The sequence below is a fragment of the Streptomyces sp. NBC_01450 genome, from assembly GCF_036227505.1.
In the GTDB taxonomy this organism is placed as follows: Bacteria; Actinomycetota; Actinomycetes; order Streptomycetales; family Streptomycetaceae; genus Streptomyces.
The window spans coordinates 315515-334072 of the sequence record NZ_CP109482.1 but is presented as its reverse complement, the minus strand read 5'-3'; the positions used below and the strand labels follow the sequence as shown (position 1 = coordinate 334072).

At 70.1% G+C, this 18558-nt stretch carries 17 protein-coding genes and 3 pseudogenes; 8 read left to right on the top strand and 12 right to left on the bottom strand.

Annotated elements, in window-relative coordinates; genetic code table 11:
• Nucleotides 1-44 precede the first annotated feature (44 nt).
• The 4 genes from OG568_RS60935 to OG568_RS60920 all read right to left on the bottom strand — a co-directional run bounded on the left by OG568_RS60935 (nucleotide 45) and on the right by OG568_RS60920 (nucleotide 1947).
• Complete coding sequence (locus OG568_RS60935) at nucleotides 45-194, bottom strand: hypothetical protein (RefSeq protein ID WP_329538366.1); 150 nt, start codon at nucleotides 192-194, stop codon at nucleotides 45-47.
• Entirely contained in the window at nucleotides 158-1027 is an 870-nt protein-coding gene (locus OG568_RS60930; protein WP_329538524.1) for an ISAs1 family transposase, read from the bottom strand. The genes OG568_RS60935 and OG568_RS60930 overlap by 37 nt, the downstream gene beginning before the upstream one ends.
• Nucleotides 948-1241 (bottom strand): transposase family protein, encoded by a 294-nt coding sequence (locus tag OG568_RS60925; RefSeq protein ID WP_329538522.1) that lies wholly within the window; start codon nucleotides 1239-1241, stop codon nucleotides 948-950. The genes OG568_RS60930 and OG568_RS60925 overlap by 80 nt, the downstream gene beginning before the upstream one ends.
• A 97-nt stretch (nucleotides 1242-1338) precedes the next feature.
• On the bottom strand, nucleotides 1339-1947 hold the full coding sequence (locus tag OG568_RS60920; RefSeq protein ID WP_329538521.1) for a reverse transcriptase domain-containing protein: 609 nt from the start codon (nucleotides 1945-1947) through the stop codon (nucleotides 1339-1341).
• A gap of 289 nt (nucleotides 1948-2236) precedes the next feature.
• Here OG568_RS60920 and OG568_RS60915 point away from each other — a divergent pair.
• From OG568_RS60915 to OG568_RS60905, 3 genes and pseudogenes are all read left to right on the top strand, one after another.
• Nucleotides 2237-2904 (top strand): annotated as a pseudogene (locus tag OG568_RS60915) (IS5 family transposase); the annotation flags it as partial.
• Between the two features lie 66 nt (nucleotides 2905-2970).
• Nucleotides 2971-4139, top strand: a protein-coding gene (locus OG568_RS60910) for an IS3 family transposase (protein WP_329538566.1) whose coding sequence is annotated in 2 segments (ribosomal slippage) — nucleotides 2971-3244 and nucleotides 3244-4139 — 1170 coding nt in all. Because the reading frame shifts where the segments join, the coding sequence is not laid out codon by codon here.
• 14 nt (nucleotides 4140-4153) lie between these two features.
• Nucleotides 4154-4399: pseudogene (locus tag OG568_RS60905) on the top strand (IS5 family transposase); the annotation flags it as partial.
• Nucleotides 4400-4473: 74 nt separating this feature from the next.
• Here the strand turns inward: OG568_RS60905 and OG568_RS60900 are convergent.
• Nucleotides 4474-5160 (bottom strand): transposase, encoded by a 687-nt coding sequence (locus OG568_RS60900; protein WP_329538519.1) that lies wholly within the window; start codon nucleotides 5158-5160, stop codon nucleotides 4474-4476.
• A gap of 663 nt (nucleotides 5161-5823) precedes the next feature.
• On the opposite strand from OG568_RS60900, the gene OG568_RS60895 reads away from it, so the two are divergent.
• Both OG568_RS60895 and OG568_RS60890 read left to right on the top strand, forming a co-directional pair.
• The gene (locus OG568_RS60895; RefSeq protein WP_329538518.1) at nucleotides 5824-6396 is read left to right on the top strand and encodes a sigma-70 family RNA polymerase sigma factor; all 573 of its coding nucleotides are present in this window, start codon (nucleotides 5824-5826) and stop codon (nucleotides 6394-6396) included.
• A 47-nt stretch (nucleotides 6397-6443) separates the two neighbouring features.
• Nucleotides 6444-6737, top strand: coding sequence for a hypothetical protein (locus tag OG568_RS60890; RefSeq protein WP_329538517.1), 294 nt, complete (start codon nucleotides 6444-6446; stop codon nucleotides 6735-6737).
• A gap of 129 nt (nucleotides 6738-6866) precedes the next feature.
• Here the strand turns inward: OG568_RS60890 and OG568_RS60885 are convergent, their stop codons facing one another.
• Nucleotides 6867-7586, bottom strand: coding sequence for an anti-sigma factor family protein (locus OG568_RS60885; RefSeq protein WP_329538516.1), 720 nt, complete (start codon nucleotides 7584-7586; stop codon nucleotides 6867-6869).
• The gene (locus OG568_RS60880) at nucleotides 7583-8143 is read right to left on the bottom strand and encodes a sigma-70 family RNA polymerase sigma factor (RefSeq protein WP_329538514.1); all 561 of its coding nucleotides are present in this window, start codon (nucleotides 8141-8143) and stop codon (nucleotides 7583-7585) included. Before OG568_RS60880 ends, OG568_RS60885 begins: the two co-directional genes overlap by 4 nt.
• Nucleotides 8144-8865: 722 nt before the next feature.
• Here OG568_RS60880 and OG568_RS60875 point away from each other — a divergent pair.
• Complete coding sequence (locus OG568_RS60875) at nucleotides 8866-8997, top strand: hypothetical protein (protein WP_329538513.1); 132 nt, start codon at nucleotides 8866-8868, stop codon at nucleotides 8995-8997.
• 350 nt (nucleotides 8998-9347) lie between these two features.
• A complete protein-coding gene (locus OG568_RS60870) occupies nucleotides 9348-9908 on the top strand; it encodes a sigma-70 family RNA polymerase sigma factor (RefSeq protein ID WP_329538512.1) in 561 nt (186 codons plus the stop codon).
• 1286 nt (nucleotides 9909-11194) lie between these two features.
• Here OG568_RS60870 and OG568_RS60865 read toward each other — a convergent pair.
• The 5 genes and pseudogenes from OG568_RS60865 to OG568_RS60845 all read right to left on the bottom strand — a co-directional run bounded on the left by OG568_RS60865 (nucleotide 11195) and on the right by OG568_RS60845 (nucleotide 16386).
• Entirely contained in the window at nucleotides 11195-12370 is a 1176-nt protein-coding gene (locus tag OG568_RS60865) for a DUF418 domain-containing protein (RefSeq protein WP_329538511.1), read from the bottom strand.
• The gene (locus OG568_RS60860) at nucleotides 12367-12954 is read right to left on the bottom strand and encodes a DUF4913 domain-containing protein (protein ID WP_329538510.1); all 588 of its coding nucleotides are present in this window, start codon (nucleotides 12952-12954) and stop codon (nucleotides 12367-12369) included. Before OG568_RS60860 ends, OG568_RS60865 begins: the two co-directional genes overlap by 4 nt.
• Nucleotides 12955-12964: 10 nt before the next feature.
• Nucleotides 12965-14725, bottom strand: coding sequence for a type IV secretory system conjugative DNA transfer family protein (locus tag OG568_RS60855; protein ID WP_329538509.1), 1761 nt, complete (start codon nucleotides 14723-14725; stop codon nucleotides 12965-12967).
• Nucleotides 14722-15380, bottom strand: a pseudogene (locus OG568_RS60850) (ATP/GTP-binding protein); the annotation flags it as partial. The gene OG568_RS60855 and the pseudogene OG568_RS60850, both read right to left, overlap by 4 nt.
• A gap of 106 nt (nucleotides 15381-15486) precedes the next feature.
• Entirely contained in the window at nucleotides 15487-16386 is a 900-nt protein-coding gene (locus OG568_RS60845; RefSeq protein WP_329538508.1) for a DUF6668 family protein, read from the bottom strand.
• Between the two features lie 666 nt (nucleotides 16387-17052).
• On the opposite strand from OG568_RS60845, the gene OG568_RS60840 reads away from it, so the two are divergent.
• Nucleotides 17053-18384 (top strand): hypothetical protein, encoded by a 1332-nt coding sequence (locus OG568_RS60840; RefSeq protein WP_329538507.1) that lies wholly within the window; start codon nucleotides 17053-17055, stop codon nucleotides 18382-18384.
• Nucleotides 18385-18558 lie beyond the last annotated feature (174 nt).

Sequence of the window (18558 nt, the reverse complement as noted above, 5' to 3'; positions counted from 1 at the left end):
CACAACGGTAGAAAAAGCTTGGGGGTTCATCCTCCAGGGCTTGATCAAGTTCCGTGAGTGTCTGGGTTGTTGGTGATGCCCAGGATGGCGAGTGCTCGTTCGGGTTCGTGGCGGATGGCGCGGGTGGTCTTGGCGATGTTGTCGGCTCCGAGGGTCTTCAGGGTGCCGATGGCGAGGTTGCGGATGGTGGCCATGGCGCGGGGTGCGGTGCCGGTGTGAATGGTCGAGGCGTCCTCGGCGAACGTGACATCTCGGATGTAGTGGGAGGAATTTTCGATTCCCCAGTGCCCGCGGATGGCGGCGGCGAGGTCGGCGGGGCGGGTTTGACGGGCGGCGAGGCTGGTGACCGCGTAGACGTTCTCGCGGGTTTCGGGCCGGCCGGTGGGCTTGCGGCGGCGGTGGACCCGGATGGCGAGGTGGGCGTGGGGAAAGCGATGCCGCCGAGGTTGTCGGCGATAGCGCAGGTTTTGATCGAGCGGGACTCGCGGCGGCCGTGGGCGGTGGCGGAGGCGGTGTGCTGGACCTTGATCGAGGTCCAGGGCAGGGCGGCGAGCTGGGCGTAGGCGGTGGGCTGGTTGGTCTTGATGACGGCGATGTAGTGGGCCTTCTTCGTCTCGACCAGCCAGGTGATGTTGGCCTTCACCGAGTGGAGGGCATCGAAGGTGACGACGGCGTCGGCGAGGTCGAGCGGCGCCAGCAGGGGTTTGAAGTGGCGCACTTCGTTGGTCTTCGCACCGACTTCGACCTGGGCAATCGTGGCGACGCGGTCGTGGGTGACCGCCGAGAGCAGGTGACGGCGCGGCGCGGCCAGGCGGGCTGAGCCCTTGAGGGCCTTGCCGTCCACGGCGATGACCTGCCGCGATCGGGTCTCGGGCACGTCCGCGGACGCGGTGATGCGGTGCCGGCCGGCCAGGTAGGCGCCCACAGCCTGGTCCAGGGCGTCGCCGTCAAGTGCCTGAAGGACGCGTCCGAGAGTGACCGGCTTGAGGGCTGCGCCGCCAGCCGAGCAGGTGACGGCGTACTCCAAGGGATGCCAGCCGCGAGTTCGTGGCCCGCTCGCCGAACTCGGCGAGCTCGTCGATGCTCTTCGCACCGCAGACAGCCGCGCAGGCACACACCAGCAAGATCGCCGTCAGCGAGTACCACCGGCCCCGGCGTGAGCGCGGATCCGGAACCGATTCAAGGTAGGGACGCAGGTCAGCGATCCGGTCCGCATCCAGCGGCCCCAGCTTCTCCAGCACGGCAGGGATAGGGGAAGATGCAACAGCAGGCACGGGACATCCTCGTGATCATCTGGCTTCGACACCACAATGATCACGAACCCCCGTGCCTGCTCTGCTATCCGCCCCTACCCGCTGATCGCCAACCCTCCACGCAATCAGGGAACTTGACGGAGCCCTGCCTGCCGGCGAGGCTGTTCCAGCCGACGGAACGCCAGAACGGCATCGAACTCGAAGTTGCCCATTGCGTGGGAGGAGTCACCGGTGAGCCCTGAGGGGTTCCCGCCCCGGTAGGCGAGGTCACCCCGCCCTCCAGGACTCCCATCCGCAGCCACGCCCGGATCAGCTTCAGCATCGGCCGGTCCACCACACGCCGTGCCACCTGGGCCATCAGCGCCTCATGGTCGATCGTGCCGAAGCAGTCGCGGATATCGGCCTCGAACACCCACTCCCGCCGCTGGTTCGCGGCGACGCGCACGGCTTCGCACGCGTCGATCGCGGACCGCTTCGGCCGGAATCCGTAGCTCGCCTCGGTGAACTGGGCCTCGAATACTGGTTCAAGGACCAGTTTCGCAGCCGTCATCACCACGCGGTCCGCCACGGTGGGGATCGATAGCGGCCGGAACTCCCCCGGCCGCCCAGGTTTGGGAATCTGGACCCGTCGCAGTACTGACGGACGAATACGTATGCGCCCGCAGTCTCTGCGAAAGGTCCTGGAGGAATGCATCCACTCCCGAGGTCTCCACCGCGTCGACGGTCATGCCGTCCACGCCGGGGGCACCCCGGTTTGCGCACACACCGGCCCACGCCCGCCGAAGAACGTCCATGCGGTGGACATGGCCATACAGGGCGTGAAACCGGCGTTCGGGTTCTTGCTCGGCACAGCGGTAAAGCGTCCGTTGCAGAGTTCGGACCTTGTCCAGAGGACGGCGGCCCGGTCCTGCGGCACCTTCCTCCCGGCGGATGGAACTAGGGCGTGTTTCAGAAGTGGATCTTGATGTGTCAAGATCCACTTCATGGGGAGGCACGATCTGACGAATGCGCAGTGGGCGAAGCTGGAGCCCCTGCTCCCCGTCGGGAAGAAGTCCGGACGACCGCCAGTACACACCAAGCGGCAGCTGATAGACGGCATACGCTGGCGCACCCGCGCCGGTGCACCGTGGCGGGACGTGCCCGAGCGGTACGGCCCATGGGAGACGGTGTACGGACTGTTCCGGCGTTGGCAGCGGGACGGCACCTGGCACCGCATCTTCGAGCAACTGCAGGCCCGGGCCGACGCCGAAGGACTGATCATCTGGGACGTCTCGGTGGACTCCACCATCGCCCGCGCCCACCAGCATGCCGCCGGGGCCCGCAAAAAGGGGACCTGCAGGTCGAGTCGCCCGGTGGCCTGTTCACCGAGCCCGACGACCATGGGCTCGGACGCTCCCGGGGCGGGCTGACCACCAAGCTCCACCTGGCGGTCGAGCAGGCCCAGAAGCCGATGTCGCTGGTGATCACGGCCGGACAACGCGGTGACTCCCCGCAGTTCCAGGTTGTCCTGGGCCGGATCCGGGTGCCCCGACTCGGGCCGGGCCGTCCACGGACCCGGCCGGACAAGGTTCGCGCCGACAAAGCGTACGGTTCCCGTGCGAACCGCGCCTACCTGCGCAAGCACGGTATCCGCGTGAAGTTCCCCCTTAGAGCTGGACACCTGGACACTGGGACGTGAGCCCAGGGAGAGCAGAGCCAGGTGGCAGGCAAGAGCAAGATGAGCAACAGGTACACCGAGGAGTTCAAGCGTGACGCTGTCGCGCTGGTCCGCTCCTGTCCGGACCGGACGGTCACAGAGATCGCCCGGGAACTGGGCGTCAGCCCCGAAGGGCTGCGCGGTTGGGTCAACCGCGACAAGGCCGACCGAGGTGAGGGCAAGCCCGGCGAGCTGACCTCGACCGAACGCGAGGAACTCAAGCGGCTCCGCAAGGAGAACGCCGAGCTGCGCATGGAGAAGGACATCCTGCGCAAGGCGGCCGCCTATTTCGCGAAAGAGACGATGCGGTGAGCCGTTTCCGCTTCGTTGACGACCACCGGGATGCCTTCGGCGTCAAGCGGCTGTGCCGGGTACTGGAGATCGGCCGCTCGGGCTTCTACTCCTGGCTGAAGGGCCGCCCGGCCGCCGAGGACCGCGCCGGGGCGGAGGAGGCCCTGGCGGCGGAGATCGCCGGGATCCACGCGGAGTCGGGACGTGCCTACGGCGCCCCGCGCGTGCACGCGATGCTGCGGCGCCGGGGTCGGCCGGTCAACCGCAAGAGGGTCGAGCGGATCATGCGGGAGCGCGGGATCCGCGGGATCACCCGCCGGCGGCGCTCGCTGACCAGACCGGACACCAGGGCCGTGCCGGCTCCCGACCTGGTCGGGCGCGACTTCACCGCCGCCCGGCCCGGGACGAAGCTGGTCGGCGACATTACCTACCTGCCGACCGATGAGGGCTGGCTCTACCTCGCCACGGCCATCGACCTGGCCACCCGTGAGGTGATCGGCTACGCGATGGCCGAACACCACCGCGCCGACCTGGTCGTCGACGCGCTTCGGATGGCCGTCGGCAGGGGCGGTCCGGAGGAAGGCTGCATCTTCCACACCGATCGCGGCAGCGAATACACCTCAACCCAATTCCGCTCCGAACTACGGGTGTTGGGGATGCGGCAAAGCACTGGTCGGACCGGCTCGTGCTACGACAACGCCGCCGCCGAGTCATTTTTCGCGATCTTGAAAGCGGAGATAGGGACCACCGTCTGGCCCACCCGCGCGTCGGCCCGAGCCGACGTCTTCCGCTTCATCGAGGTCTACTACAACCGCAAGCGGCTGCACTCGACACTCGGCTACCTCACACCCCACGAGATGCGCCTGAGCTACAGTCGGGACATCACCCTCGCAGCGTAGAAGTTGAGTGTCCACTCCGCCGGGGGAACTTCAGCTGCACGATCCCAGAGAAGCGCGACCAGATCGCCAACCGCAAGAAGCGCGGTTCGCGCGGCGGCCGGCCACCGCAGTTCGACGCGGCTGACTACAAAGAGCGCCACGCGGTGGAGTGCGGGATCAATCGCCTCAAGCGCCACCGCGCGGTGGCGACGAGGTACGACAAGCTCGCCGTCCGCTACGAGGCGACCGTGCTGGTCGCGGCCATCAACGAATGGCTGTGACCAGCACTTTCGAAACACGCCCTAGCAGTACGGTCGCCTCGTAGCGGACGGCGAGCTTGATGCCCCTATGGATGTCAACCGGCGGGGGTTGGTGCCGGGGATTGCCTTCTGGATGCGAGGAGGGCTTGGTAGATCTCACGGGCGACGTAGCGCTTGAGGCATCGGATGGCTTCGCGTCGTGTCTTGCCCTCAGTGACTCGTCGTTCCACGTAAGAACGGGTGCGGGTGTCCCAGCGTAGGCGGGCTATGACGATGGTGTAGAGCGCTGAATTGGCCTGGCGGTCGCCACCGCGGTTGAGTCTGCGGCGCTGGGTCTTTCCAGACGATGCTTCCACGGGGCTGGCACCGCAGAGGGCGGCGAATGAGGCCTCGCCGGCCAGACGGTCGGGGTTGTCGCCGGCTGCGGTCAGCAAGGCTGCGGCCGTGTCCGGACCGACACCGTAGAGCTCCAGGAGTTTGGGTGCGCAGGCATCGATCGCGGTGCTGATCCGGGCGGTGAGGTCGTTGATCTCCTCGGTGAGGTGCAGGATCCGCCTGGCCAGGAGCCGGAGCGTGTGGCGGGATGCCGCCTGCGGCCCCGTGCCGGACGCGGACCTCAGCTGTGAACACCGGCGGATGAGTTTGGGGTTACTCAGTCCGGCCAGGGACTCACGCAGGGTTGGCTCTGCTGCCACGAGTACGGCCTTGAGCTGATTGATGGCCATGGACCGGCACTTGACCGCGGAGGACTTGGCCATCTTGAACAGCCGGACTGTCTCCACCAGTCCATCGGTCGTCTTGGCGGTGGCCGTGGCTCGGCCGGAGAGGACCGCTCCCCTCTCTGCCAGCCCTGGGTGAGACGCCTCATGCACAGCAACGGGCTTCCCGAGTGGGCAGTTCACTCCGATGCGCCGACGACCGGGGGCCGGGCAGCGCCACGGCTGCCGTCCACGCCGCGGCGACACCCCGTTGAACCGATCAGCCCACAGGCCCGTAGCGCCTTGAGGAAGCCGGAAGGCGTGTCAGCGCGGACCGAGGGCGCCAGAAAATTCTCGCCCTCTGCCTGGCGGAGTTCTATCGCGGACTATCTGCGTGCCCTGGCCATGCCCGTGGAGGAGTTCGCCGAGCTGGCGTGGACGGCGCACATGTCCCTCGCCGGCTGGCTGCGCCCCGTGGAGCGGAGGTCCGGCGCTGTCCGTGCCGCCCGCGGTCGTGCACGCCTGCACATACACCACTGGTGTCGAGCGGCCGGGCTACGGCGTAGACGTCGCGTAGATCAGTCGTCCACGGGACGTCGACAAGCGGCTGGTTGCCTGGTCGGGCAATGACATCTGCCGGCACTCGGCGGGGCCCGGCCGCACCACGCCGTGGGTGTCCCGCAGCCGCTCGTGACACGAGCCATCGCTGTCCGGTAGATCGAACTCCGCGCCAGGAAGCGATCGCCGATGACTGAGACGTCCGCCGTAGTCCTCACCGCCCCCGTTCTCGACTTCGACCGCCTGGAAGCGTTGATGGCCGAGCACTCCCCCGCTGTGGTCGCCTACGCGGAGAAGATCCTCCGGGACCGGCATCTGGCGGAGGACATCGCTCAGGAGACGTTCCTCCGGGCATGGCCGCACGCGGAGCGGCTGCTGACCACCGCCGGGTCCATCCGCGGCTGGCTGCTGACCGTGACCCGCAACCTGATCATCGACCGGTCCCGCAGTTCGATGGCGCGCAACGAGGTGGTCGGGGCGGACGAGATGCTCGGCGCCGGGGAACTGCACGCGCTCCTGCCGGACCACGCCGAGTCGATCGCCACGTCGATGGAGACCCTCGCGCTGCTGCACGGTCTCAGCCGTGAGCACCGTGAAGTCATCCTCCACCTCTACGTGTTCGGGCACACCGTGCGCGAGATCTCCCGTCTGCTCGACATACCCGTGGGAACGGTGAAGTCCCGGCACCACTACGCCCTCAACGCCCTCCGGTCGAGGCTTCTCGGCGAGCGGGCCCGAACGGCCGTAGAGACGTGCGCATGACAGTGATCCAAATCGGGTCCGGAACCGTTACTCCTTATATGTATCGCATGCAATGGACGGAACTTGTGGAGCTGTTGCTCCGTCGACGCGCGGCCGCCCTCCGGGAGGACCGGATCACGGATGCGGCGTCGGCGCACGACTGGCGGCGGGCCCGGGCGGCCGCGGAGGCCGCCATCCTGCACTCGGTGCGGCGGCACGACCACGTGGTCCTGGTCGCCGACGTCGTACGTCAGGCCGAGGAGCAGTTCAGGCTCCGGCTGTCGGGCTCGATGGCCTCATGCGCCCTCAAGGAGCAGCTGACGGCGTATCGCGGTCTGATGACCGACACCGCGGACTACTGAGGCCGTCCCACCGTACGACGCCCCCTATCCGGACAAGGGAAAAGGACCGGATCCAGGGGCTCGGCACCGGGCGACCGGTCCCCCGCGCGCCTCGATCAGGTCCTTCGAGAAGGCCAATATGTCTGCCCGTCAGAGTTTGACCGTGACCATCCGTTTCCCCTGCTGGTTCTCCACCGCCACCGATGTAGCGTCCGCCAGGGGCACGGCGGCGGAGCCCGAGAGCTTCACCTCGTCCGCCTTCGCCGACTGTTGCTCGGCCACCACCCACGTGGCGGCGATCGCGCGCTCGCCCGAGCCGGAGTAGACGACCAACGTGCACCTGTCACCGGTCGGAAGACCGCGCACGGCGGCGTTGACACGGACCCACCCGGCCGCGGGCGTCATCCTCACAGACAGCTTCGCCTTCGTGCCGGGGTCCGTCGCCGAGCCACTCTTCCCCTCGTCTGAGACGGCCGGGCCCTGCTGCCGGGGAGCAGCCGCCTCCGGTGCCCGCGCGGTCCGCTGTGCCTGCCCCGCGACATAGCCCCCGCCGAGCAGCGTGCCGGCCAAGGCAGCCGCGGCGAGGCCGATCAGGAGCGTCCTGCGGCGCCGGGCCACGGACTGCTCCTCCCGGACCTGCCGCATGGTGCGTTGCAGCATCAACTCGCCGTCCTCCGGCGGGCCTTCCAGAAAGAACTCGGGAGGCACCTCGCCGAGGTCAGCCCTCAGCAGCCTTAGATCATCCAGCTCCACCTGGCATACCTCGCATGCCTCGATCCGCTCCTCGATTCTGGACTGCTCGTCCGGAGTCAGAAGGTCCAGCGCGTGCGCGCCGAGAAGTTCGTCATGGGAGTGCCCCTGCGCGGTCACACTGCAACCTTTCGAAGCTCGATATCGCTCCCGGGTTTGCCCACGTACACCTTGCGCAGCGCTTTCAGAGCATGATGGGCACGGGACTTGACGGTCCCCTCCGGGATGCCGAGCCGCACCGCGGCCTCGGCGGCTGTGCGCCCATGGTAGTAGACCTCCATCAGGGCGTCCCGGTGATCGGGCTTGAGCTGGGCGAGGGCCTCCATCAGGACGACGGATTCCACGACGTTGTCGGCGTGGTCCCGCTCGACCGGAGCCGTGCCTTCGCTCTCCCCCACCTCCGTCGGCCTGGCCGCCTTCGCGCGATAGCGGTCGGCGACGAGATTGCGGGTCACGGTGATCAGCCAGCCGCGGAGCGACCCCTTCGGGTCGGAGACGACCTCGGGATGCTTCCACGCCCGGATCAGCGTCTCCTGGACCACGTCCTCCGCCAGCGGCCGATCGCCGGTGAGTCGTGTCGCGTACGCCAGGAGCGCATTGCCGTGCTCCAGGTAGAGAGCCCTGATGACCGCCTCATGACTGGTGGCTTTTGTGGCTCGCGGCCGCAGAATCGCCATCTGTGTATCTCCCGTGTGTCCCCGCTAGGTCTGGTAGACACACCGAGTCGGACCCCCCCAGAGGTTCAAAGTTCAAACGTGACGCGCGTCACGGCCGATTCGGCTCTACGGCGAGCCCAACTCGGCTGCCGGGAAGCCCCGTAGGCCATGCTCGCGACACGTGAGACGGTGAGCGGCTCGTGTGGGGTACGTACGCCCTGGTGCCGTCGAAAGCCCAGGTGGGCTGCTATCCGTCACGGGGGGGGAACGGTCAGTGGTCCACCTGGGCGGCTCCGGTGCCCAGTCGTTACTACGGGGAGTGCAACGGCATGGTTCGACCCTCCTCGCGGTTGGCCGAAAAGTCGCCCCCCTGACGTGATGCGGTCCCTTTCCCACCCTCCGTCAGGTGCCCTTGGGGGCACCGAAAAGGAGTGAACTCAACTTCCACGCAGCGCCGTAGGTGTCGGTGTACGACACCGATCTTGACGGAGTCCATGGTGAAGAGCATGCATACCGACAGCACGCCCTCGACGCAGGTCAGGGCACCCTCCACGCGCCGCCGTCTTCTGGCGCCCGCAGGCGCCGTCACGGCCGGACTGCCCGTGCTCGGCGCGTGCGGCACGGCACGGCACGGACAAGCCCTCGTCCCGGATGCGTGCGTCTCTGGTCCGGCTGACGGCCGCGCTCGCCGCGCTGAACGGCCTCGATCCCCGGGCGACGATCACCTACCGCAGCCCCACGTCATGGAAGACCCCCGGGTCCCGGGCCTCGGCGGCCACCGGGACTGGATGTCCATTGAGTGCCCGGGCGAGGCCGCCCACCTGAACGTTCAGGACGTACGCGAGGAAGCTGCGGCCCAGGCCACCGCCCGCTGACCGGCCCGCCCCTCCGCACTACCTCCGCCTTCCTCCCTCTTCGGCGAACGGCTCGGTCCGAGCCAGTGAACTGGACGCGCACCCTCGCTCCGCCGCGCCCGCGCGGTGTGACACGCGGCCGGTTGCGCTCCAGGTCATGCCCTCCGCGGCCCGGACGGCACAGCACGTGGCCACGTCGCCCCGCCGGACCGCCCCTGTTCGCCGCCGTTCCCGCCGGTCCGTCCTGGGACGGCCGCACTCGCCGCGCCCCGCTCCCACGGCGGAGGTGGGTCACCGCTGGAAGGCCATCTGACGGAAGCAGCCGCTGCGCGCCGGGACACCCCCGAGCCCGGACACCACTAGGAGTGATCATGAGTTGGACGTTCATGGGGTCCGACGGATCAACCCGGTCGGCCGCCGATGACAACCGCGCCGACCACCGCACCCAGGTGCTCGCCCTGCACTCGTACGTGAGCCGGCTCCTGCGGGGCGACGAGGCACGCGCCGAGGACATCGTCCAGGAGACGCTGCTGCGGTGCTGGCGCACCTACGGGAGCATCGGCGACAGTGAGCTGCGCCCGTGGATGTTCCGAGTCGCACGGAACCTCGTCATCGACAACTACCGCAGCCACAAGTCGCGTCCACCGGAGACCGACGGAGACCTGTGGAAGGAGGTAGACACCTCCGAAACGGATGACACCGAGCGGGTGTTGACGGCCATGGTGGTGCGCAAGGGCATGGCCACCCTGTCAACGGCCCACCGTCAGGCCCTCTTCGAGGTGTACTACCACGGCCGCACCCTGGAGGAGGCGGCCCACGTCCTGGGCGTCCCGAAGGGCACTTTGAAGTCCCGCGTCCACTACGGCCTCCGGGCCCTCCAGCGCTCCCTCACGGGACCGCGCGTCCCACTGATTCGCGCAGAGAACACTTGAGGGGAATACATGCCGTCCTTGAAGCCAAACGAACTCCTTGAGCTGCAGCATCTGAGAGATTTCCTGAACAGCAACTATCTCGTGACCCCAAAGGAAAGGCCGGAGACCAGGACCGCCGCGTCGATCAGACTCGGGAGAAGGGCGGAATGGATCACCCGCCACCTGTCAGGCTTTCGTGGCTCGGAGCCGGCCTGGAACGCGCTGACCGGCCCGGAGAAGATCACTTTCGAGGCGCTGCTTCTGCTGCACATGAAAGGGTCCCAGGTTCCCGAACCGGCGTCGACTGTGAACGACTACGTCCGGCACCTCCGCGCGGACCCTTTGAAGGAAAGGGAGATACTCGATCTCCAGCACGACCGGCGACAGTTGAGGCGCGCGGGCAGCGACACGGTGATGGACTCGGCGAGCAGGGCTAGGGTTGAAAAGCGGCTGGCAGCGGCCAGGTCCGAAGCGACGCACTGGAAGGGGCCATGGTCCGCCGCCCGGCCACAGGCCCATTTCGCGCAGGTGCGCGCGGCTTCCCAGGCTCCGATGCCGACGTCCTACCATTCCCGGGAGTCTGCTCCCGTCTACGCTCCCGCCCCTCAGCGAGCCCTTCCCTCCCCCGACTGGCTCCTACCGCACGCACCCTCACCGGTTCCGCAGGCAGCGCCCACTACCTCGTACACGGATCCCCCACTGCCCAACTGGCTCCTACCGCACGCACCCTCACCGGTTCCGCAGGCAGCGCCCACTACCTCGTACACGGATCCCCCACTGCCCAACTGGCTCCTACCGCACGCACCCTCACCGGTTCCGCAGGCAGCGCCCACTACCTCGTACACGGATCCCCCACTGCCCAACTGGCTCCTACCGCACGCACCCTCACCGGTTCCGCAGGCAGCGCCCACTACCTCGTACACGGATCCCCCACTGCCCAACTGGCTCCTACCGCACGCACCCGGTGGCCATGGCACGACCCCTCTCACGTACACGTCGGGTGCCGCGCCGCAGATCGCCCATGCCGCCGCGTCCCACCCGGTCCAGCCCCTTGGTGAAGGTGCTCCAGGCGGGACTCGGGGCGCGCCCGTGCCCCAGGACCCCCGCTCCGCCCGCCGGCCCTGGGAGGCATCGCAGAATCCGTCCACCACCCAAAGGATCTGACCGGCGGACGGGGCTCCGCACACCGGCACCTGAACGGCCCCGAGGCGGCCTGGCCAGCGAAACGCACCTGGCCTACGACGCCTCGGGGCCGTCCGTTCGGCTGCGGTCCCTGCGGCAACAGTCCCTCCCCGCACCCCCGGCCCTCACCGCGGAGCCGGGCGGCCCGACGTCACGCGGCGCAGCAAGGTCTCGGCGGGGCCGTGCGCGGCGATGCGCGGGAAGCGGGCCGAGACAGCGAGTTGGACGGTCCACAGGGCCACACAGGCGCAGACGAGGGTAGCCGGGCCGACAGTGCCGTAGCGGGCGAGGCCGTAGCCGGTGAAGACGAAGGCCATGACGGCGGACTGGAGGAGGTAGTGCGACAGGGACGTCCGGCCCGCCGCGGCCAGCGCCCCGACGATCCTCCTGCCGAACCGTCCGTTCGGCAGGGACAGCACTGCGGTCACGTACACGGCGGTGAGCAGGGGTGCGGTAAGGATGTCCACCGCCTGGCCGAGGTAGTAGCAGCGCGGGTCGAGCGGGCCGTAGGTGCACATCGCGGTGAAGACGCCCCCGGCCAGGCCGGTCGGCAGGGCCACCGCCACAAGCCGGCCGCGCAGGGCGGCCGTACGGGCGGAGACCGGTGTCGACGGGTCCAGTAGGCCCTTCCGGCCGGCGGCGTAGCCGGTCAGGGCGGCGGCGACGAGGTGGAGGCCGTAGACGAGGACGCCGCCGAGGGCTCGGCGGTACTCCTCGATATTGGTCCGGACGACCGAGAGCGGGCCGCCGCGGTAGCCCGCTGCGAGCCGCGCGGTCTCGGCCTGCCCGGTCTGCGTGGTGAGGTGGCCGCCGTCCACCCCCAGCGAGAGCACGCCGACCACGAGGAAGACGGTGGCAAGCAGGACGGTCAGCGCGGCGGCCGCACCGAGCGCGGCCCGTGCGCTCAACCGCCGTACGGCGAACAGGATCAGGCCGACTACGGCGTAGGTCACCAGGATGTCGCCCGGGTAGAGCAGCACCGCGTGGGTGAGGCCCATCAGGAACAGGCCCAGCACTCTGCGGAGATGGCGGCCGGTGAAGAGGACGCCCGCGCGGGCGGCGGCCTTCTCCTGGAGGACGAAGCTGTAGCCGAAGACGAAGGCGAAGAGGAGGTAGAACTTCGAGTTGAACAGGACCGTGATCAGCCACACTGCGGCCCGGTCGGCGGGCGGGGTACCGGGTCCGACGGGCAGGCTCCAAGTGCCTGCAAAAATCTGGGCGTTGACTACGAGGATGCCGAGCAGAGCGAAGCCCCGCAGGGCGTCGACGCGCGGCAGCCGGTTCCCCCTGGTGCCGGTCACGGCTCCTCGACCGGGGGCGGTTCCTTGTGCCGGTGCTGGCCCGGCTTACAGCCGGCGAAGATCCCCGAGGGATCGCGCAGGTTGTTCATCACGGGGGTGAGGTAGTCGCGGTGCCACATGGCCGGGCCGGTCAGGGGCGAGGCCTGGCCGGTGAGGTCCTGCCAGGCCATCCAGAGGCCGTAGAGCTGCCCGACGGCCTCCAGGTGCTCGTACCAGCGCGGGCACCAGGGGGCGGTGGAGGAGATCTCACGGCCGTAGACCGGCAGCAGCAGTCCGTGCACCCACAGGGACAGGTTGGCCATGGCGTCGCCGAAGTCCTTACCGGCCTTGTAGAGGATGAAGGGCGGTTCGTCAGCTGGCTTGAGAGCGGGGGGCGGTGCGCTCGCGGGTGCGCCCGGCTCGGGCTCGGGCGCCACCTTCCCGTGCGGCGGGAACAATTCGCTCAACTCCGTCTCATCGATCAGCAGGTGGCCGAGGCTCGCGTCGCCCGGGGGCGGGGCGCCTCGTACCCATCCCCCGGTGTCGGACGACATGCCGTCGCCCCACCGGCCGCCGTCCGGCGTCTTCCCGTCCGTCGCGCTCATGCCGGTTCCTTCAGTGTTCGATGCCATGCCCGGCCCACTTCTGTGCGGCCCGGCGGGTGATGGCGTCCGCTTCCTCCTTGGCGGCGGCGGAGATGAGGTCGGCGCCGGGCTCCTTGAACCAGGGGCGCAGCCGGATCATGGCGGGTTTGACGCCGGTGGCCAGCAGGAGCGCGGTGCCCTTGGGCAGGGCGCGGATGCGGTCCGGCGGCAGGATGGGGTCGAGTCGGTACGACGTCGAGCGCGAGGTGCCGTCCTTGCTGCGGGAGACGCTCACGGTGGCCACGTCGTGCTGTCCCACCAGTTTGGAGACCTTGTCGACGAAGTCGGCGTCGTCCAGGCCCGCGCCGAGGAGTTTGATGGTCGCGGCGCTCCACAGGGCGTCCATGCCCGCCTCGCCCCAGACCCGGCTGCCCTGCCGGTATCTCTGCAGGAGGGTGACGACGTTGATGCCGCGGGAGCCCAGGGGGCTGTAGAGGTCGGGAAGGTCGGAGATCCGGCAGACGTTGGCGGCCTCGTCGAGGACGGCGGTCATGGGCTGGTCCAGGCGGCCGCCCATGCGTTCGGCGGCCATCACCCCGGCGCGCATGGTGCCGTCGGCGATGCGGGCCACCACCCCGGCCGCCGAGCCGCCGCCGTCCTTGGAGAGCAGGTAGAGGGTGTCCCGGGACAGGACGTGCTCGTGCGGACGGAACTCGGGAGGGTGGGGCTGCGGGGTGACCCAGGCGACGATCTCGGGGTCGAGCAGGCAGGACACGCACTGGCGAGCGGTCTCGTAGATGCCGTCGCGGGTCTCGACGGCGCCGCGGACGGTGCCCTGGAGTTGCTCGGCGAAGGCGTGCATGCCCATGTCGCGCAGTAGGTCGATGGGGGTGCGGTCGGCGGGGTCGGCGAGCCAGGCGAGGAGGTCGGTGACCTGCCGCTTGCCGCCCGCGGCGGCGTGGAGGAGCGCCGTGAGGGTGTTCTGCGCGGCGGAGATCCAGAGGTCCTTCTTCGACGAATCGTCGTTGACTGAGGCCACGAAGTGCCCGGCGAGGCGTCGCGCGCGCTCAATGGTGGCGCAGTCCGCGAGCATGTCCCACCACATCTCGCGCGGGGCGTGGGCGATGCCCTGGGGGTCGAAGGTCCACACCCTGCCGACCTCGGTGCGGGCGGCGCGCGTGACGGCGTAGACGTCGGACTTGTTGGAGGTCAGCAGGACGGCGCCGCGGGCGCGCAGGACGCGGGGGATCGCGATGCCCGTGGACTTGCCCGCGCGCGGGGCCATGAGGTCGAGTTCGACGTCCTCGAAGGAGGAGCGGAGCTCGGGGCCGTTCGGCATCAGGTCGCCCAGCAGGTTGCCGGTCTCGTCGGCGTGGAGTTCCTTGTGGAGTTTCAGGGAGGGGCGCAGGTCCCTCGCGCGGGCGGCGATGCCCGCGGGGGCGAGCGCGGCGAGTTCGCGCACCCCGGCCAGTCCCGTCTTGGACCGTCCGGACCAGACCACGCGGCTGACCACCAGGACGACGAGTGCGGCGGCCAGGGCGAAGGCGCCCACGATGCCGCAGCAGACGACGAGCGGGGAGGCACCGGGCCAGCTCTTCTCCGGTCCGTGGGCGGCGAGTTCGGCGAAGGTGGACAGGGCGAACGGCGGGGGATTCCAGCCGGCGCCGCTCAGGGCCGCGGCCGTGGTGCCACCAAGCCAGACGGTGCCGGACAGCAGCAGCGCCACGGCGGCCACCGACACGATGGCCCACGGGGCGAGTTCGTTGCCTGTGTGACGGGGGCGGGCGCTCACGCGGTCCGCCCCGGCGCGCCGGTCCGGGACTGATCCCCGGCGGTCCAGCGGCTGTTGGTGTTGTGCAGGTCGCGTTCGGTCTGGGTGATGGCGACCTTGATGGGGATGCCGGGGCGGCCACCGACTTTGATGAGGAACCGGCCGCGCCCCGGCGGTTCCTCGTGGCCGCCGGTGACAGCCCAGCCGGGCGACGACCAGGACGACACGAGGTCGATCTCCCGCTCCGACAGCCCTACGACCCGGCCGAGTTCCTCCATCTCGGTGCGCGGCAGGCCCGCGCAGACGACCATGCCGGCGCGTTCGACGAAGCCGCGCGCCTTGGCTCGGTCGGACTCGCTGCCGAGGGCCTCGGCGTCCTTCAGGGTGTGGGTGATCTTCGCGTCGCCGAGGCCCAGGGAGCGGTTGAGGCGGGTCAGGGCGTCGATGCGGTCGACGATGCCGGAGGCGGCGCGCAGCGGGCGCCACAGCTAGTCGAGGACGGTGAAGTACCAGCGGCGGGGGGGCGAGTCCGGCGTCGGCGAGGGCGTGCGCGGCGGCGACCGTGCCGAGCCCGTCGGACCAGGCGGCGAGCATGGCCGCGGCGGTGAGCTGGGTGTCGGACTCGCCGATGCGCGAGATGTCGATGCACGGCGGGCGCCGCGGGATCGATGCGGGAGCCGGCGGAGCCCGGGCGCACCAGGCGAGGAGACCGAGGAGGAAGTCCGCGTCGGCGCCGGGGTTGAAGGTCGCCGCGAGGACCTCGCGGGCGGCGGTGTCGTGGATCATCGTCGGTCCTTCGGGGCTGGTGCGTGCTGAGCGCGGCCCGCGGTGGGCGCGGGATGGACCGGGTGCGGTGCTGGGGGCGTGGAGGGCGTGGAGTACACGGACGGCACCACGTGCTGGGGCGAGTACGGCGTCGGGTAGACGAACGGCTGTAGCTGCACCGCGGGTTCGCCGTGGGCACCTTGGTCGGGACCTGTCGGGCCACCCGGCCGGACGGGGTGCCCCGGGGCCGCGGACCGCTCCCGACGGGACACCTCCTCACGGCGCGACGCATCTTTCCGGTGGGCCTCGGGTGCGGTGCTGGACTTGGGGATGAGCGCCGCGAGTTGCATGACGGCCCGGGGGGCCTTGGACGCGGGCCTGCCCACCCGCCACTCGGCGATCCACGGCACGCTGATGGTTCCCACGACGGAACGCATGACCCGGACGCGGCGCCACAGTTCGACCGGGAGACGACCGGGCGCGTCCGCCACCAGGACGAGCGCCAACAGGTTCAGCCCGACGGGATGCTTCCCCGTCCGCAGCGCGTCCAGCGTCTTGGACGCGGCCTGCAGTCCGGACAGGTGTGTGCGCGCGAGTAGCAGCATGTCGCCGGGGTGTCCCTCCGTGACATCCGGCCACGCGTGTCCGACGTCCACTCCGCCCAGAGCTCCCGCGAAGGTGGTCGCCCCGGCTCCTCCATGGGCCCCGACCCAGCTGACGCTCTTCTCCGCCGCATCATCGACGAGAGGCTGTACGGGAGTGGACAGGTGGGGCACGTCCGTGGGGCCGTGACCAGCTGATCCCGGGAAGGCATCGGTGAACGTGGGCACCAACCCATACGGCTGATGCTCCGTCACCGGACCGCGCACCCAAGGGTCCGACGGGGAGTTCGCGGCCGAGGCGTTCATCGTGTCCATCTCCTTCTCCGCACGCGCCGATTCGGGCATACCGGACACCGGGCCGGTGTCGACGGTCTGGGGAGCCCGCGGACGAGTAGGGACGTTCGTCGTCCCCACCCGTCAGGGGTCCGGGATTCCGGTGCGGCTTTCGGGCGCGGTACCGGTGCTGTCGGGCCGGCCGGAGGAGGGGTTTCCGCCTCCGCTCCGATCCCCACGAGAGCCACCTACGGCCCGATCCCCGGGGACAGTTCATTCCCGAACCCGATTGATCGAAATTGAACCGCGCGGCCAGGTGCGGCCGTTACCGAACACGATCGGCCCCGGCCGCGGGACTCGGGGCGGATCGGGCGGCACAGGGCCGCCCGGGACGGTCGTCGAGAGGGCGGGACGGTGAGCAGGAACGCGGGCTGCGCCAGCGAGGCGGGCCGGGGCCACGGGCGGACGCCAGGCCGTCGTCCGGGTCGGTCCGGCATCGCGGGGCACGGCGGGCGCGTCGGCGAAGTCGTCATGTCCCCGAGGTCCGTGCCGGATGCCGGACGGGCCCCTCAGACCTGGGGAACCGGACCGACCCGCGCGTCGGGGCTGAGCGGGCCCCTGGTTCGAGCCGTGTCGGCGGTCGCCGGGAACGCGGTCGCCCCCGCTCCGTCCCCTTCCACCCCAGACATCGAAGGACAGTGAGGCCTCATGTTCCGACAGGAACGGCGTGCCGACAGGTCGACGCCGCGCGCCCCGAAGACCCCGAGGCCCGCGAAGAGCGGGAAGGCCAGGAACGGCGACAAGGACGACGTTTCCGGGAGCGGCCTGTGGCACGTGCTCATCGCCGTCGACGGAACCGTGACCGTCAACGGTGACGTCATCGCGACGGCCACCGGAGGCGCCGCCCGGACGACCGCGCTCGACCATCTGCACCGACGCGCGGTGGCCCTGGCGCGCCCCGTGGAGGCATCGGTCCTCGACGAGCAGCGCCGGGCGACACTGCGCATCCGGGTACAGCAGGATGGCGCGAGTGAACTGCTGGGGGATCCGATTCCCTTCGACAAGCCCAAAGCGGCTCCGGCCGCCCCTTCGCCACCGGTACCGACCCCGGCTCCTGGTCCCGGCACCGCGCCCTCCCCCGGCTCAGGCCCTCGCCTTGGCCCCGGTCCGATCCCGGCACCCGAACCCGGCCCGGCGTCCGGCAGCGCTCCCGGCCTCGCTCCGATCCCGGCATCCGGGTCCCTCCCGGAGCCCGGCGCCGGTCCGGTTCCAGCGCCCCCGCAGGCGGGCGGCCCCCGGCAGCCCGAGCGTCCGGTCGACGTGACGGCGGAGCCGTACATGGACTCGGCCACCACCGTACTGAAGCCCGTCCGTGTCCCGCCCGCCCTGCGCCGCACCGTTCCGGCCCCGGTGGTCACCGAGCCGTCCGTGCCAGGGGCGCCGCCCGCACCCGCCCGGTCCACGCGAGCCGACGGCCCCGACGCGCCACCGGCGGCCGAAGGCCACACCGCCCCGCCCGTCGGCGCCCCGCCCATCGCGGCCTCGGTGCCGAACGACCTGGCCACGGCCCCGGTGACAGTGCCGGACGAGCTAGCCGCGAACGTGGCCCTCATCTGCGAGACCATCGCCGGCGGCGACCTGGCCCTGGCCAAGATCCAGGCGTCCGCGCTGGAGCGGCAGGCGGTGCACCACTTTGGGCGGGACCATCTGTACGCGCTCGAGGCACGCTCCCTGGAGGCGTACGTGGCCCATCTGACGGGCGACCACGGCACCGCCGCCGCCCTCGCGCTCCGGGTGGCTGAGGTACGTCACCGGCAGGGCGACGTGCGGGCCCGAGAGGATGTCGAACGGGCCTTCTACAGTTGGGAGTTGGTGTTGTCACCGCTGCAATCGGTGCCCCTGGGCCGACGGCTGCTGCCGCTGTGGAACGCGATCAGCGCCGCCGAGGGCACCGAGCGGTACAAGGCCGCGGAGAGGCGGATGTCCGCCCTGACCCAGGTGACTCCCCCCTCGTTCGCCGCGTCCTTGGTGCTGCCCTGACCGATCCGCGCGCCCACGCCGGACAGCCGGCGCGGGGGCGGTGCGACTCCCCGCCGACACCAAGGACACACGCCCACCGCGCCCTCTTGCCCCACGACCCACCACAGCGCAGACCCCCGAAAGGCAGGACCCCATGACCTCCCACACCCTTCTCCGCCAGCAGGACCCGAAGGA